Source organism: Actinomadura sp. NPDC048955, from assembly GCF_040649435.1.
GTDB lineage: Bacteria > Actinomycetota > Actinomycetes > Streptosporangiales > Streptosporangiaceae > Spirillospora > Spirillospora luteofluorescens.
Window position 1 is genome coordinate 91,638 of sequence record NZ_JBEZJI010000030.1, and the last position, 14,368, is coordinate 106,005.

General features: G+C 72.4%; 13 protein-coding genes. 6 read left to right on the forward strand and 7 right to left on the reverse strand.

The genetic code is table 11. From position 1 onward, the window contains the following. Nucleotides 1-53: 53 nt before the first annotated feature. Together mctP and AB0C84_RS26480 are read right to left on the reverse strand one after the other, a co-directional pair. Nucleotides 54-1,664, reverse strand: a complete 1,611-nt coding sequence (mctP, locus tag AB0C84_RS26475) for a monocarboxylate uptake permease MctP (RefSeq protein WP_361071376.1) — start codon at nt 1,662-1,664, stop codon at nt 54-56. Nucleotides 1,665-1,668: 4 nt separating this feature from the next. Then, a complete protein-coding gene (locus tag AB0C84_RS26480; protein WP_258942970.1) occupies nt 1,669-1,920 on the reverse strand; it encodes a DUF3311 domain-containing protein in 252 nt (83 codons plus the stop codon). Between the two features lie 499 nt (nt 1,921-2,419). Between AB0C84_RS26480 and AB0C84_RS26485 the strand changes: the two genes are divergently transcribed. From AB0C84_RS26485 to AB0C84_RS26495, 3 genes are all read left to right on the forward strand, one after another. Further along, nucleotides 2,420-4,582 (forward strand): anthranilate synthase component I, encoded by a 2,163-nt coding sequence (locus AB0C84_RS26485; RefSeq protein WP_361071380.1) that lies wholly within the window; start codon nt 2,420-2,422, stop codon nt 4,580-4,582. Between the two features lie 263 nt (nt 4,583-4,845). After that, nucleotides 4,846-4,992: a GPGG-motif small membrane protein gene (locus AB0C84_RS26490; RefSeq protein ID WP_165959128.1), complete on the forward strand. Its 147-nt coding sequence runs from the start codon at nt 4,846-4,848 to the stop codon at nt 4,990-4,992. Nucleotides 4,993-5,060: 68 nt separating this feature from the next. After that, complete coding sequence (locus AB0C84_RS26495) at nt 5,061-5,978, forward strand: SDR family oxidoreductase (protein ID WP_361071383.1); 918 nt, start codon at nt 5,061-5,063, stop codon at nt 5,976-5,978. Here the strand turns inward: AB0C84_RS26495 and AB0C84_RS26500 are convergent. Next, a complete protein-coding gene (locus tag AB0C84_RS26500; RefSeq protein WP_361071386.1) occupies nt 5,975-6,961 on the reverse strand; it encodes a YafY family protein in 987 nt (328 codons plus the stop codon). The two genes, AB0C84_RS26495 and AB0C84_RS26500, sit on opposite strands and share 4 nt — an antisense overlap. Nucleotides 6,962-7,060: 99 nt before the next feature. On the opposite strand from AB0C84_RS26500, the gene add reads away from it, so the two are divergent. After that, nucleotides 7,061-8,086: an adenosine deaminase gene (gene add, locus AB0C84_RS26505; protein ID WP_361071389.1), complete on the forward strand. Its 1,026-nt coding sequence runs from the start codon at nt 7,061-7,063 to the stop codon at nt 8,084-8,086. A 9-nt stretch (nt 8,087-8,095) separates the two neighbouring features. Here the strand turns inward: add and AB0C84_RS26510 are convergent, their stop codons facing one another. Further along, complete coding sequence (locus AB0C84_RS26510; protein ID WP_361071392.1) at nt 8,096-9,349, reverse strand: DUF1266 domain-containing protein; 1,254 nt, start codon at nt 9,347-9,349, stop codon at nt 8,096-8,098. 77 nt (nt 9,350-9,426) lie between these two features. On the opposite strand from AB0C84_RS26510, the gene AB0C84_RS26515 reads away from it, so the two are divergent. Continuing rightward, nucleotides 9,427-9,828 carry an NUDIX domain-containing protein gene (locus tag AB0C84_RS26515; RefSeq protein WP_361071395.1) on the forward strand — a complete coding sequence of 134 codons (402 nt, stop codon included), beginning with the start codon at nt 9,427-9,429 and terminating at the stop codon, nt 9,826-9,828. 33 nt (nt 9,829-9,861) lie between these two features. On the opposite strand, the gene AB0C84_RS26520 is transcribed toward AB0C84_RS26515, so the two are convergent. From AB0C84_RS26520 to AB0C84_RS26530, 3 genes are all read right to left on the reverse strand, one after another. After that, nucleotides 9,862-10,116 (reverse strand): GrpB family protein, encoded by a 255-nt coding sequence (locus AB0C84_RS26520; RefSeq protein WP_361071398.1) that lies wholly within the window; start codon nt 10,114-10,116, stop codon nt 9,862-9,864. A gap of 34 nt (nt 10,117-10,150) precedes the next feature. Further along, nucleotides 10,151-10,669 (reverse strand): DinB family protein, encoded by a 519-nt coding sequence (locus tag AB0C84_RS26525; protein WP_361071401.1) that lies wholly within the window; start codon nt 10,667-10,669, stop codon nt 10,151-10,153. Between the two features lie 504 nt (nt 10,670-11,173). Beyond that, the gene (locus AB0C84_RS26530; protein WP_361071404.1) at nt 11,174-13,285 is read right to left on the reverse strand and encodes a molybdopterin oxidoreductase family protein; all 2,112 of its coding nucleotides are present in this window, start codon (nt 13,283-13,285) and stop codon (nt 11,174-11,176) included. 161 nt (nt 13,286-13,446) lie between these two features. Here AB0C84_RS26530 and thyX point away from each other — a divergent pair, with 161 nt between their 5' ends. Next, a complete protein-coding gene (gene thyX, locus AB0C84_RS26535; protein WP_179848758.1) occupies nt 13,447-14,244 on the forward strand; it encodes an FAD-dependent thymidylate synthase in 798 nt (265 codons plus the stop codon). The last annotated feature ends 124 nt before the right edge of the window (nt 14,245-14,368 follow it).

A 14,368-nucleotide genomic window follows, 5' to 3' on the forward strand; every position in this document is an offset into this window, starting at 1 on the left:
TCCCGGTCAGTCCGGGAATCTTGACGCGGCGGCGCCGCCGATGATCGGAAGGATCAGGTGCTCGCGCTCAGCTCCAGATCCTTGATCTTCGGGTCGCCCTCGTCGGCGAGGTAGTCCGCCGCGCGCGTGGCGTCCTTGCCGTCCGCGAGCTTGGCGGCCTTGCAGACCAGGGTGCCGGCGACCGCGACCACCACGTTGACGGCGAGCGCCAGCATGCCGACGTACACCGTCGTCTTGGTGTCCAGGCCGAGGTCGCTCAGCGGGTAGGCCGAGCCGCCGAAGTGCTCCTTGCCCTTGGCGGGGTTCGGGATCTGGTACAGCATCCACAGGCCGGCCGCCATGCCCGCGGCCCAGCCGGCGATGAGGGCGCCGCGGTGGAACCAGCGGGTGACGAGGCCGAGACCCACCGCCGGCAGCGTCTGCAGGATGATGACGCCGCCGATGAGCTGCAGGTCGATCGAGAACTCGGGGTCGAGGGCGAGGATGCACACGACCGCCCCGGCCTTGACGATCAGCGAGACCAGCTTGCTGACGGTCGCCTCCTCCTTGGCGTCGGCGTCCCGCCGGATGTACTCCTTGTAGATGTTGCGGGTGAACAGGTTGGCCGCCGCGATCGACATGATCGCCGCCGGGACCAGCGCGCCGATGCCGACGGCGGCGAACGCCACGCCCGCGAACCAGTCCGGGAACATGTGGTCGAACAGCAGCGGGACCACGGTGTTGGTGTCGGGCTTGCCGCCGGTGCTGACCGGCTTCACCCCCGCCGCGATGGCCATGTAGCCGAGCAGCGCGATCAGGCCGAGCACGAAGCTGTAGGCGGGCAGCGCCGCCATGTTGCGCTTGATCACGTTGCGGTTCTTGCTGGCCAGCACGCCGGTGATGCTGTGCGGGTAGAGGAACAGCGCCATCGCCGAGCCGAGCGCCAGCATCGCGTAGTTCAGCTGGCCGCTGGCGGCGACCGTGATGCCGTCGCCCGGCGCGGGCGTCTTGTCGAACTTCGCCTTGGCGGCGTCGAAGATGTCGCCCCAGCCGCCGAGCTTCGCCGGGATGTACAGCACCGCGACGATGATGACCAGGTAGATCAGCACGTCCTTGACGAAGGCGATCAGCGCGGGCGCGCGCAGCCCGGACTGGTAGGTGTAGGCCGCGAGGATCACGAACGCGATGATGATCGGCCAGTGCCCGTTCACGCCCATCGCCTTCAGCACCGCCTCGATGCCGACCAGTTGCAGCGCGATGTAGGGCATCGTGGCGACGATGCCGGTGATCGCGATGACGAGCGCCAGCGTCGGGGAGCCGAACCGGGCCCGGACGAAGTCGGCCGGCGTCACGAAGCCGTGCACGTGCGACACCGACCAGAGCTTGATCAGTACCAGGAACACCAGCGGGTACACGACGATCGTGTACGGGACGGCGAAGAAGCCCGCCGCGCCCGCGCCGAACACCAGCGCCGGGACGGCCACGAACGTGTAGGCGGTGTAGAGGTCGCCGCCGATCAGGAACCAGGTGATCCAGCTGCCGAAGTTGCGGCCGCCGAGGCCCCACTCGTCGAGGCTGTGCATGGAGGCGGGCCGCCGCCACCGGGCGGCGACGAAGCCCATCCCGCTGACCAGCAGGAACAGGACGGCGAAGACGATGATCTCGGTGAGGTGGTCGCGTGCCATCGGCTCAGCCCCGCTTCTTCGTCATCTGGTACACGAGGACGGTGCAGGCGACGCCCAGCGGGATGAAGGCCAGCTGGATCCAGTAGAAGGCGGGGAAGCCCGCGAGGCGGGGCTTGTCGCTGTTGTAGAGGAACGTGAGCAGCGGGAGCGCGACGGGCACGATCAGCAGCCAGTTCCAGGGGCTCCGGTCGGTGCGGTCGGCGACCGGCGGCGGAGGCTGGGTCGGAGTCGGTTCCCGGGAGTCGTCGGGAGTCATGGGGTCCTCCTCGTCTTGCCCGCGCACGGTCCGCCCGGGTCGCGTGACGGGACCGTGCCGGGGGTGCGGCCGGGCGAGCCTACACACCCCCTGGTCACAGCCGGATATCGGCCGCGGCACGACTTCGGTGGATCGCTCCACCCTGGGAAGGGCCAGGTAGGGAACCGGTCGGCGCCGCGTCAGGGAACGGTCAGGGCGGTCCGCGCGGCAGCCGTCTCCGGCTAGGGCCGCCCGTCGCCTGCGAGCGAGACAGGGGCGCCCCCGCCCGGCTGGGGGGCGGTGTTCGTCCAGGTCATGGACGTCGCTCTCGGTGTACGGCCGACCCCGTGCGGGGGCGTCATGGTAACCTCGCCGCATGCGAACCGCAGCCTCCCGGTGGTGGTGGCGCCGCTGAGGCGGTGCCGGTTCGCGCGTGTTCAAGACCAGGCGACCGCCCTCACCCGGCGGTCGTTTCGTGTTCGCGACGCCCGGTGGGGGCCCGACATGAGGGGCCACCGCGGTGGAGACCGTCTCACGACAGCCGCTGACCAGCGAGTTCGTCACGGCCGGGGGCGTACGGGTGACCCGTACCGCCGTCCCGGTCGACTCCGAGCGCAAGTCCGACGTGCTGAACGTCCTCGTCGCCGCCGTGGGGGAGCGGCGCGGGGGCGTGCTCAGCTCCGGCATGGAGTACCCGGGCCGCTACAGCCGCTGGCACATGGCCTACGTCGATCCCTGCCTGGAGATCGTCGCGCGCGGCCGGACGGTCGCCGTCCGGCCGCTGAACGGGCGCGGCCGGATCGTGTTGCCCGCGCTGGCGGGGGCGCTGCGCGGCGTCGGCGAGGTGCGGACCGACGAGCCCGGCCTGTTCGAGCTCTTCGTCCCGGCGGCCGAGGGCTTCTTCACCGAGGAGGAGCGCAGCCGCCAGCCGACCGTCTTCACGGCGCTGCGCGCCATCGTCGACCTGTTCCGCTGCGACGACCCCCACCTCGGCCTCTACGGGGCGTTCGGGTACGACCTGTCGCTGCAGTTCGAGCCCCTGCGGACCAGGCTGGAGCGGCCTGACGACCAGCGCGACCTCGTCCTGCACCTGGCCGACGAGATGGTCGTCGTCGACCGCAAGCGCGAGACCTCGCACCGGATCTCCTACGAGTTCGAGGTCGACGGGTCGGGCACCGCGGGTCTGCCGCGCGACACCGGGGCGACGCCGGTCCGGCGGCGGGCCGGCGTCCCGGCGCAGCCCGTCCCCGGCGTCTACGCGCAGATGGTGCGAAACGCCAAGGAGAAGTTCGTCCGGGGCGACCTGTTCGAGGTCACGCCGGGGCACGCGATGTACGGCCGCTGCGACGCGCCCGCCGCCTTCTTCGAGCGGCTGCGGGAGTCCAACCCGGCCCCGTACGAGTTCCTGTTCAACCTCGGCGACGGCGAGTTCCTGGTCGGCGCGTCGCCGGAGATGTTCGTCCGGGTCAGCGGCGACCGCGTCGAGACCTGCCCGATCGCCGGGACGATCAGGCGCGGCGCCGACCCGCTGGAGGACGCCGAGCAGATCCGCACCATCCTGTCCTCGGCGAAGGACGAGTCCGAGCTGACCATGTGCACCGACGTGGACCGCAACGACAAGTCCCGGATCTGCGTGCCCGGCAGCGTGCGCGTCCTCGGCCGCAGGCAGATCGAGATCTACTCCCGGCTCATCCACACCGTCGACCACATCGAGGGGCGGCTGCGCCCGGGCTTCGACGCGCTCGACGCGTTCCTCACCCACATGTGGGCGGTCACCGTCACGGGCGCGCCCAAGGCGTGGGCGATGCAGTTCATCGAGGACCACGAGGACTCGCCCCGCCGCTGGTACGGCGGCGCGGTCGGCTGTGTCGGCTTCGACGGCTCGATGAACACCGGCCTGACGCTGCGGACCGCGCAGATCCGCGACGGCGTGGCGACCGTCCGCGCCGGCGCGACGCTGCTCTACGACTCCGACCCCGACGAGGAGGAGCGCGAGACGCACCTCAAGGCCAGCGCCCTGCTGAGCGCGCTCGCCGCCGCGCGCAAGGGCGCCGGGGCCGCGCCGCAGGAGGCGCCGCTCCCCGCGCAGCCGGGCGAGGGCGTCAGGGTGCTGCTCGTCGACCACGAGGACTCGTTCGTCAACACCCTGTCCGACTACTTCCGCCAGCACGGCGCCTCTGTGGCGACCCTGCGGCACGGGTTCCCGATCCGGATGCTGGACGAGCACGCCCCCGACCTGGTCGTGCTGTCGCCCGGCCCCGGACGCCCGGAGGACTTCGGCACCCGCGCGCTCCTGGACGAGCTGGACGCCCGGAAGCTTCCGGTGTTCGGCGTCTGCCTCGGGCTGCAGGCGATGGTCGAGCACGCCGGCGGCGAGCTGTCGCTGCTGCCCGAGCCGTCCCACGGCAAGCCCGGCCAGGTGAAGGTCACGGGGGGCGACCTGTTCGAGGGCGTGCCGGAGGAGTTCACCGCCGCCCGCTACCACTCGCTGCACGCCACGCCCGACCGGGTGAAGGGGTTTCAGATCACAGCGCTGACCGGGGACGTCGTCATGGCGATCGAGGACCCGGTGCGGCGGCGCTGGGCCGTGCAGTTCCATCCCGAGTCGATCCTCACCGCGGCCGGGGGCGCCGGTCACCGCATCGTCGCCAACGTCCTGCGCCTGTGCCGCGCCGGCGGCTGACGGCCCCCTGGGCGGAGGGCCCGTAGTTCCGAAGCACTAGGGACGGGGGCCCGGAAATGGGCCTGAGGTTCCTGTCGCGGCCCCCGTCGCGGCGGAAGACTTGTTCCCGGTCACAGCGCGCCGCCGGTCCGGGGTGCGGGTGATCGCCGTTATCCCGCGGAGGGGGGAGGGCTGCCCTCCCTCCTCCGCAACAAAACGGATAATTCGGTCATCCGTAACGTGCTTGTGGTTTCTTGGGTCTCTCTGGGGGGACGCCGGGGGCCATGATGACAATCCTGTGGCTCATCGCGGTCATCCTGGTGATCGCCGGCATCTACGTGATCCTCGCGCGGCGCGATCTTCTCTGGGGCATCGTCCTCATCGTCGTCGGACTTCTCGTCGGCCCCGGCGGGGTGAGCATCTTCACCTGACCGGAACATGGCCGGCCGGGGTGAAAACCTGACGAGAACTGTCAGGTTTCGGTGCCAGCATCGTCCCCATGAGCCGTCCACTGACAGGAAAGATCGCACTGGTCGCGGGCGCCACGCGCGGAGCGGGCCGGGGAATCGCCGTCCAGCTCGGCGCCGCGGGCGCGACCGTCTACGTGACGGGACGGTCCACCCGGACCCAACGGTCGGAGATGGACCGTCCCGAGACCATCGAGGAGACCGCCGAGCTGGTCACGGCCGCGGGCGGCGAGGGCATCGCCGTCCAGGTCGACCACCTCGACCCGGCACGGGTCGCCGCCCTCGTGCGCCGCATCGACGGCGAGCGCGGGCGGCTGGACGTCCTCGTCAACGACGTCTGGGGCGCGGACCGCCTCTTCGAGTTCGGCAAACCGCTGTGGGAGCAGTCCCTGGACGACGGCCTGCGCATGCTCAGGCTGGCCCTCGACACCCACGCCATCACCAGCCACTGCGCCCTGCCCCTCCTGATCCGCGAGCCCGGCGGCCTGGTCGTGGAGATCACGGACGGGACGGCCGAGTACAACGCGGCCTACCGCAAGGAATGCGGCTACTTCTATGACCTCGCCAAGACCGCCGTCATCCGGATGGCCCTCGCGCAGTCGGAGGAGATCGCGCCCTACGGCGCGACCGCCCTCTCGCTGACGCCCGGATGGCTGCGCTCGGAGGCGATGCTCGACAACTTCGGCGTCACCGAGGAGACCTGGCGCGACGCGACCAAGGCGACGCCGCACTTCGCGATCTCCGAGTCGCCGGCGTTCGTGGGACGCGCCGTCGCGGCCCTGGCCGCCGACCCGGAGCGGGCGCGCTGGAACGGGGCGTCGCAGTCCAGCGGCGGGCTCGCCCAGGTCTACGGGTTCACCGACGCCGACGGCAGCCGTCCCGACGCCTGGCGCTACATCGTCGAGGTGGAGCAGGCGGGCCGCCCCGCCGACGTCACCGGGTACCGCTAGCCGGCGGGCCGGTCCGCCGCCCGGTACAGCTCCGCGAGCCGGGCGGCGTCCCGCGCCATCCGCTCCCGCAGTTCCGGCGGGGCGAGGACCTCGATCTCCGGTCCGAGCCGCCTCAGCTCGGACGCCGCGACGAGCGCCGACTCCACGGGCAGCACGGTCACCACCCACCCCCGCTCGTCGGGCTCGCCCGCGGCGGCGGCCGCCTGCCGGGCCGCGTACGGCTCGACGGCGTACCGCAGGATCCGCATGCCGGCGGGGGACAGGCGCACCGTGGCCTCCTCGCGCAGCACCGACCGCACGAAGGCGGCGGCCTGACCGCGCCAGTGCCCGGCGAGGTCGAACTCCTCGTCGCGCCGGAAGAACTCCCCGGTGGGGCGGACGGCGGCGACGCGGTCCACCCGGTAGGTGCGGTGCCCTCCGCCGGCCCGCGCGACCAGGTACCAGGTGCCGTTCTTGAGGACGAGCCCGTACGGCTCCGCCGTCCGGGTGACCTCGGTGTCCTTGCGGCGGTAGCGCAGTTCCACGGTCTCGTCGTCCCACACGGCGCGGGCGAGGTCGCGCAGCAGCGGCGGCGGCCCGCTCTCGCCGAACCAGCCGGGCGCGTCGAGGTGGAAGCGCTGGTTCGCGCGGGCGGGCGCGTCCCGCAGCGCCCTCGGCAGCGCGGCGAGGACCTTCAGCTCGGCGGCGGCCAGCGCGTCGGCGCGTCCCATGTCGCCGGCGGGGCCGGGCAGCCCGGACAGGAACAGCGCCTCGGCCTCCTCGCGGGTGAGCCCGGTGAGCCGCGTCCGGTAGCCGCCGACCAGCCGGTACCCGCCGCCGCGCCCCTGGTCGGCGTAGACCGGGACCCCGGCCGCCGACAGCGCCTCCATGTCCCGGTAGACGGTGCGCTCGGACACCTCCAGCTCGCGCGCCAGCTCGGCGGCGGTCATCGTCTCCCGCGACTGCAGCAGGAGCACGGCGGAGATCAGTCGGGCGGCGCGCACGGGGACCATCCTGCCGAACGGGAGGGTTCCTGACAATTTCGTGGGAGGTTCGCCGCATTCGCCTGTCCCGGCAGACCGGGGGGCTGTTAATTTCGCGGCGTGCCTACCGACGACACCACCCTCGCGGCGTTCATCGACGCCCTCCCGAAGGTCGAGCTCCACGTCCACCTCGTGGGCTCCGCCTCCGTCCCGACCGTCCTCGAACTCGCCCGCCGCCACCCGGACGGGCCCGTCCCCGTCGGCGAGGGCGAGCTGCGCGCCTTCTACGAGTTCCGCGACTTCCCGCACTTCGCCGAGGTGTACGAGTCGGTGTCGAGCCTCGTCCGGACCCCGGAGGACGTCGGCACGCTCGTCTCCGGCGTCGCCCGCGACCTCGCCGCGCAGAACGTCCGGTACGTCGAGCTGACCGTCACGCCCTACACCCACCAGCGGGCCGGGATGCCGATGCCCGCGGTGACCGAGGCGCTCGACCTCGCCGCCCGCGAGGCCCGCGACCGGCTCGGCATCCGCGTCGCCTACATCTTCGACATCCCCGGCGAGTTCGGCGCCGAGGGCGCCCGCGGCACCCTCGACCACGCACTGCACCACCCGCCGGAGACGCTCGTCGGGTTCGGGATCGGCGGCATCGAGCAGTGCCGCCCGCCGTTCCGGGACGCGTTCCGCGACGCCTTCGCCGCCGCCCGCGCCGCCGGCCTGCGCAGCGTCCCGCACGCCGGGGAGATGACCGGCCCGGAGACGATCTGGGAGGCCATCGAGGGGCTCGGCGCCGAGCGCATCGGCCACGGCACCAACTGCCTGGACGACCCGCGCCTCGTCGCCCACCTGCGCGAGACGCAGCTGCCGCTGGAGGTCTGCCCGACCTCCAACGTCTGCACCGGCCAGGTCGCCGACCTCGCCGCCCACCCCCTGCCGCGGATGCTGGAGGAGGGGCTGTTCGTCACCCTGAACAGCGACGACCCGCCGATGTTCAGCACCACCCTCACCGGCGAGTACCGCGTCGCGGCCGAGGCGTTCGGCCTGGGCCGCGCCGAGCTGGCCTCCCTGGCCCGCAACGCGGTGACGGCCTCGTCGCTGGACGAGGAGGGGCGCAAGGCGATCATCGCCGACATCGACGCGCTGGGCTGAGCCGGACGGTCAGCCCCAGGCCATGCGCCGCCAGGGGCTGCCCGGGTCCTCGGCGAGGACGCGGTGGCCGGTGAGGGAGCGTTCGTACCATTCGCCGAACTCGCCCTCGTCGAACCGCAGCATCCGGCCGAGGACGTACCCGGCGGAGAACTCCTGCCACGACCCGTACACCTGGTGGGCGCGGTGCCCCGCCGTGAGGACGCGCTTCTCGGCCTCCTCCTCGTCGCAGTACCCGGCGTTCAGGCCCCAGCGGGCCATGTTCACCGCGCGACCGAAGTCGTAGCCGAAGACGCTCTCCACGCGGCCGTCGGGCGGGAGCAGGCCGTCCGCCCGGAAGCGCGCCTCGTAGCGCAGGACCGCCTCGGACAGCTCCACGACCTCCCGGACGGTCTGCTCCGAGATGTCGCGCTCGCCGCACCAGGCGACGATCGCCTCCTGCCAGGCCCGCTTGCCGGTGCCCCTGCCGCGCCGGTCGAGCACCATCTGGATCGCCGGGTCGCTGTTGCGGGCGTCGAGCAGCGCGTCCATCTGCTCGCGCCAGCCCTCGGAGTCGGTGACGCCCCAGTCGCGCTCCAGCAGCACCCGGTCGTCGCGGGCGCCGTCCCGGTCGGCGAGCCTGTTCCAGGCGACGCCGTTCCCGACGGCCAGATGGGCGCCGACGGCGAGGGCCGCGGCGAGCCGCCCCCACGCGGCGCCGCCGGGGTCGGTGACGAGGATGTCGTGGTCGCGGTCGGGGCGCCGCTCGGCGTCGGCGAGCAACTCGGCGACCCGCCGGTGCGCCTCGCCGCCGGGCGGTATCTGCGCCAGCAGTTCGCGCAGCGGCAGCAGCGCGCCGCGCGGGCCCGCGTCCTCCAGGATCAGCCGTGCGGCGTGAAGGCCCGCGGCGCCGGCGCGCTTGGGGTCCTGCAGCGATCCGAACCCCGACATCGCCGCCCAGGCGCGCCGCGCGGCCTCGCCGGTCCGCCCCGCGGCGGCCAGGACGTGGGCCGCCTGCGCGTCCAGCCCCGCCCGGACCCCGGCCGGCATCGACGCGGCCCCCCGGTCGAGGACGTCCAGGACGCGCTGGGCCTCGCCGGTCCTGCCCGCGGCGGCGAGCGCCCGCGCGTACCGCGCCCGGGCCCCCGCGGCGGCGGCCGGCTCGCCGCGCGCCTCCATGGCCTCGGCGGCGTCCGCGTAGGCGGCCGCGGCCTCCGCGTTCCGCCCCTGCCGCTCGTACTTCCTGGCGCGGTCGAGCACGGCGCCGGCATCGGCCTGAAACGTCATCGATCCCTCCAGGCCACACCGTACCGCCCACGAAGATCTTGGTGACCGCCCTCCCGGAAAGCCGTCAGGATGGAGCGGTGAGCACCTTCATCGACAAGATCGCCTGGATCCACCTGGACGGCGGCAGGATCCTCAGCACCCGATCGCGGGGCAAGGACGTCTACTACCTCCCCGGCGGCAAGCGCGAACCCGGCGAGAGCGACCTCGACACCCTGGTCAGGGAGATCCGGGAGGAACTCGCCGTCACGATCGCCCCCGCCACCGCCGCGCGCCTGGGCACCTTCCAGGCCCAGGCCCACGGCCACTCCGAAGGCGTCACCGTCCAGATGACCTGCTACACCGCCGACCATCAGGGCGAGCCGACCCCGAGCAGCGAGATCGAGGAGGTCACCTGGCTGACCTACGCCGACCGCGCCCGCGTGTCCCCGGTCGACCAGATCATCTTCGACCACCTCCACACCACCGGCCACCTCCACTGACCGCCCCGCGAGAGCGGGGCGTCCGGCCCGTCCTCACAGCCGGTCAGACGAACCCGGCCCGGGTTCTCGGCGTGCCCAGCGTTCGGCGTGTGCGAGAGCCTGGCTGATCCAGGGCATCTTGTCGCGCCCGTAGTCGTCGACGTCATGGCCTGGTCGCCCGGCCAGCGCCCGCTTCAACGACGCGTACTCGTCCCGGTGGCGCCGGTCGGCGCGGAGCCAGTCCCGGAGCAGCAGCATCTCCCGCCAGATCGGGGACGCGAGAGGATGGAAGACCGTCACCTTGAACACGCTCACCACCCCTAGTGATCGCCTCGTAGGGGTCTCATTCTCCGGTTCGGCCGTCTAGGGCTTCGCGCAGGAGGTCGGCGTGGCCGTTGTGGCGGGCGTACTCTTCGATCATGTGGAGGTAGACCCAGCGGAGGGTCAGGTCGCGGGTCCTGCCAGGGAACTCCTCCTCCAATGACCGGCCCTGTGTGGTCTGCCGAGCCTGTTCGACCTCCCTGTCGTAGACGGCGAAGTCCTCCTGGGCGCCTGCCGCGTCGCCGAGGTCGAAGTCTCCGTCGGGATGCTCCTCCGAGCAGTACAGGTCACCGAGGGCTTTCTGCCTGTCGAACATGCGGCGGAACCACCATCGTTCGTTCTCCGCAAGGTGGCGTACGAGGCCGAGCAGGGTCAGGGTCGTGCTCGGCACGGGCCTTGACGCGAGTTGTTCACCGGTCAGTCCGCTGCACTTGAGCAGCAGCGTGGAGCGGTGGAAGTCCAGATACGCCTCCAGCGACGCGCGCTCGTCGTGTCCGTATGGGAAGGTGCCGCGATCCACTGCGGGTGCAGTCCATGTCATGGGAGCGAATCCTCGTCTACGGGCATCCGGGGATCCACGGGATATTGCCTCCGCTGGTCAACTCCCGCGGAGGGGCGCACGTCACATCGGTACGTTCTTGACCAGGAGCCGCCGATGTACTCGCAGCCAGTTCCGCCCCGATTCCCTCGCACGCCGGGACCGCGCGGCGGTTTACCAGGTGCCGTCGTGGCGGTGATCGCCGGGGCGTGCCTGCTCTTCGGCGGGCTCGGCGGCTGCGCGGTCGGCATGGGGATCGGCAGCGCGGCGGGGCCGACCGCTCCGCCGTCCCCCGTGGCCTCCACCGGCGAGCTGACGTCCGGTCGCGCGACGCCTTCCTCTCCTGCGCCGTCCCCGTCGACGTCCGCTCCGAAGCGCAGGGCCCGCCCGACCGTCAGCCCCACTGTTCGCAAGGTAAAGCCGAGGCCGACGCGCCACAGGACGCCCCAGCCCAGGCGGACCAGCGTGCGCCCGCAGGCGCGGACCGTCCATCCGGGGGCGTTCTGCTCACCCGCCGGAGCCGTCGGCACCGCCAACGGCAGGGTCTACACCTGCAAGGGGCCCGGCCAGCCCAGGTGGCGCCGGTAGGGCGGTGACCTCTACGCGGGTGTCGTGGAAGACGGGCCCGCCGCCGAGGTCGGTGTCGCGCTCGTCGACCACGGCGTTGGCGTTGGAGCCGCCGGAGAGCTTGGCCCAGTGGCCCTTGGAGGTCGCCGCGACGCCGGGGCGCACGTCGTCGGTGATCTTCAGGACGGCCTCGAAGGAGCCCCGGTCGTTGGCGACCGCGACCCGCTGGCCGTCGCTGAGGCCCCGGGCCTTCGCGTCGTCCTCGTGGAGGCGGACGGTGAGGCCGCCGGAGCGGCGCCTCAGCTCCGGGTTGTTGGCGAACTGGGTGTTGAGGAACTCGTGCGACGCCGCCGAGACCAGGGCGAGCGGGTACTTCCCGGCCCGCTGCTCGTCGGCGACCTCCGCGGGCGGGACGTACCCGGCGAGACCGGCGGCGGGGGAGCGGAACTCGAACCGTCCCGACGGGGTGGGGAAACCGTCGGCGTACGGCAGGAACGGGTCCGGGACCGACATGCGCACGAACCCCTCCTTGCGAAGCCGGTCCAGCGTGACGCCCGCCATCCACGGGTGGTCCGACGCCAGCAGTTGCTCGGCGAGGCTCTCGTCGGAGTCGTACAAGGCCGGTTCCCGCAGGCCCATCCGGCCCGCCAGGCGGCGGAAGGTCTCGGTCGTCGGCAGGCATTCGCCGGGCGGCGCCACCGCGGGCTCGTTCCACGTGAGGTACAGGTGGCCGTAGCCCTCGTGCAGGTCGGCGTGCTCGTGCTGCGCCGTCGCGGGCAGCACGATGTCGGCGTAGTCGACGGTGTCGGTCGGGAACTGCTCCAGGACCACGGTGAACAGGTCGTCGCGGGCCAGGCCCCGCCGCACCTTGTTCTGGTGCGGGGTGCTGCCCGCGGGGTTCGCCGCGATGACGAACAGGGCCTTGACGGGCGGGTCCTGGACGTCCAGGAGGCCCTCGCCGAGGCGGCTCATCGACAGCGTCCGCACCGGGTGGGGGCGCAGGTCGTCGCGCCACAGCGCGGCCTTGGCCAGCTTCACATGACCGGACGTGGAGAACGCGAGCCCGCCGCCGCGCCGTGCCCAGTCGCCGGTCACGGCGGGGATGGCGGCGATCAGCCGGAGGGCGGCCCCGCCGCCGGCGTGCCGCTGGAGCCCCTGCGTCGCGCGGATCGCGGTGGGGCGGGTGCGGGCGATCCGCTCGCCGAGCGCGACGACGCGGTCCGCGGGGACGCCGGTGATCCGCGCGACCCGTTCTGGCGGATACTCGGCGATCCGGTCCCGGAACTCCTCCCAGCCGAGCGTGCCGCGGTCCAGGAAGTCCGCGTCCTGCGCGCCGAGGCCCACGATGACGTGGAGCAGGCCGAGCGCGAGCGCGCCGTCCGTTCCGGGCAGGGGCGCCAGATGCTCGTCGGCCTGCCGCGCCGTCCGCGTCCGGACCGGGTCGATCGCGACCAGGTGCGCGCCCGCCTTCCGCGCGTCCTGGACGAACTTCCAGACGTGGTGGCCGCTGGTCAGGGGGTTCGTGCCCCACAGCAGGACGAGCCGGGCGTGCGCCAGGTCCTCGGGATCCATGCCGCCCGGCGAGCCGACCGCCTCGGCCATCCCGGCGCTGCCCGCCGCCGAGCAGATGTTCGCGTCGTGGGCCGAGGCTCCGAGCACGTTGAAGAAACGCCGGCCGGAATACCCTTCGAGGCCCTGCAGGTAGCCGAGCGTCCCCGTCCCCCAGTAGGGCCAGACCGCCTCGCCGCCGTGTTCCCGGACGACGTCCTCCAGCCGCGCGGCGATCTCGTCGAGCGCCTCGTCCCACCCGATGCGCTCGAACCGTCCCTCGCCCTTGGCGCCGACCCGGCGCAGCGGGTGCAGGATGCGGTCCGGCTGGGCGGCGCGCTCCAGCCACCGGTTCACCTTCGCGCACAGGGCCCCGCGCGTGTACGGGTGGTCGGGGTTGCCGCGCAGCCGGACCGCCACCCCGTCCCGCACGGTGACGACCCAGGAGCAGCCGTCGGGACAGTCCAGCGGGCACGCCCCCAGCACGGTCAGCTCCGATGGCATGAAACCTCCTCTAGCTGGACGAACCTCTCCAGTGTGCGGCACGACACCATGAGCGTCGTCCAGGACGTTCATTACCTTCGATGGCCGTGCCCCGGGTCGCGGCCGGGGGGCCGGGGTGGTTTCCTAATGGGCGACGGAAACGACCTGTAGGGGGAACGAGAGTGAAGAGCGTCGAGCCCGAGGTGTATCTCGTTGCGCGGCCCGAACTGGACTACGACGAGGTCGCCCGGTACCTGCGGGACGTGGGCGGGGAGGGCTGGCTGGAGCGGCTCGACCGCGGCGACCTCGACGACGAGCTGAACGACCCGCAGAACCTCGCCGAGTTCGCGGGCCGCCTCTGCTACCGCTCCTGGGAGCCGGGACTCAACCCCAACGTGACCAAGATCCGCACCGACTCCGGCCAGTACCTGGAGAACATCCTGCGCAGCCTGCACGGCTCGGTGCTGGAGCACGTCAGCTTCAGCTTCGTCCTGCACAACGTGAGCCGGGTGCTGACCCACGAGCTCGTCCGGCACCGCCCGGGCGTGGCCATCTCGCAGGAGTCGCTGCGGTTCGTCCGGCTGCAGGACATCCCCTTCTGGTTCCCCGAGTGGGCCCGCGAGGACCCCGAGCTGATGAAGCGCGCCACCGCCGTGCTGGAGCAGATGGAGGAGTTCCAGGGCTGGATGGCCGCGCACTTCGGCCTCGACGACGAGGGTGTGCCGTTCAAGGAGAAGAAGCACAAGACCTCGTTCATGCGCCGCTTCGCCCCCGAGGGCGTCGGCACCGGCCTGGTCTGGACGGCCAACGTCCGCACCCTGCGCCACACCCTGGAGAACCGCACCGCGCCCGGCGCCGAGGAGGAGATCCGGTTGCTCTTCGGCAAGATCGGCGAGGTGATGCGCACGGAGGCCCCGGACCTGTTCGGCGACTACGTCGTCGAGGACGGCTCCTGGGTGCCGAAGTGGCGCAAGGTCTGACCCGGCGCCACCCGCGTTGGGTCTAGGCCGTGTTTCAAAGTCCCGGCCCACTTCGCTCGCCTGGCGGCTCGCTACGTGACCGGTACTGGGCGAACGCGGCATCGCTTCGCGATCTGCCCGGCTC

Coding starts and splice junctions, on each gene's coding strand:
- mctP (WP_361071376.1), bottom strand. CDS start 1,664: ATGGCACGCGACCACCTCACCGAGATCATCGTCTTCGCCGTCCTGTTC.
- AB0C84_RS26480 (WP_258942970.1), bottom strand. CDS start 1,920: ATGACTCCCGACGACTCCCGGGAACCGACTCCGACCCAGCCTCCGCCG.
- AB0C84_RS26490 (WP_165959128.1), top strand. CDS start 4,846: ATGATGACAATCCTGTGGCTCATCGCGGTCATCCTGGTGATCGCCGGC.
- AB0C84_RS26495 (WP_361071383.1), top strand. CDS start 5,061: ATGAGCCGTCCACTGACAGGAAAGATCGCACTGGTCGCGGGCGCCACG.
- AB0C84_RS26510 (WP_361071392.1), bottom strand. CDS start 9,349: ATGACGTTTCAGGCCGATGCCGGCGCCGTGCTCGACCGCGCCAGGAAG.
- AB0C84_RS26525 (WP_361071401.1), bottom strand. CDS start 10,669: ATGACATGGACTGCACCCGCAGTGGATCGCGGCACCTTCCCATACGGA.
- AB0C84_RS26530 (WP_361071404.1), bottom strand. CDS start 13,285: ATGCCATCGGAGCTGACCGTGCTGGGGGCGTGCCCGCTGGACTGTCCC.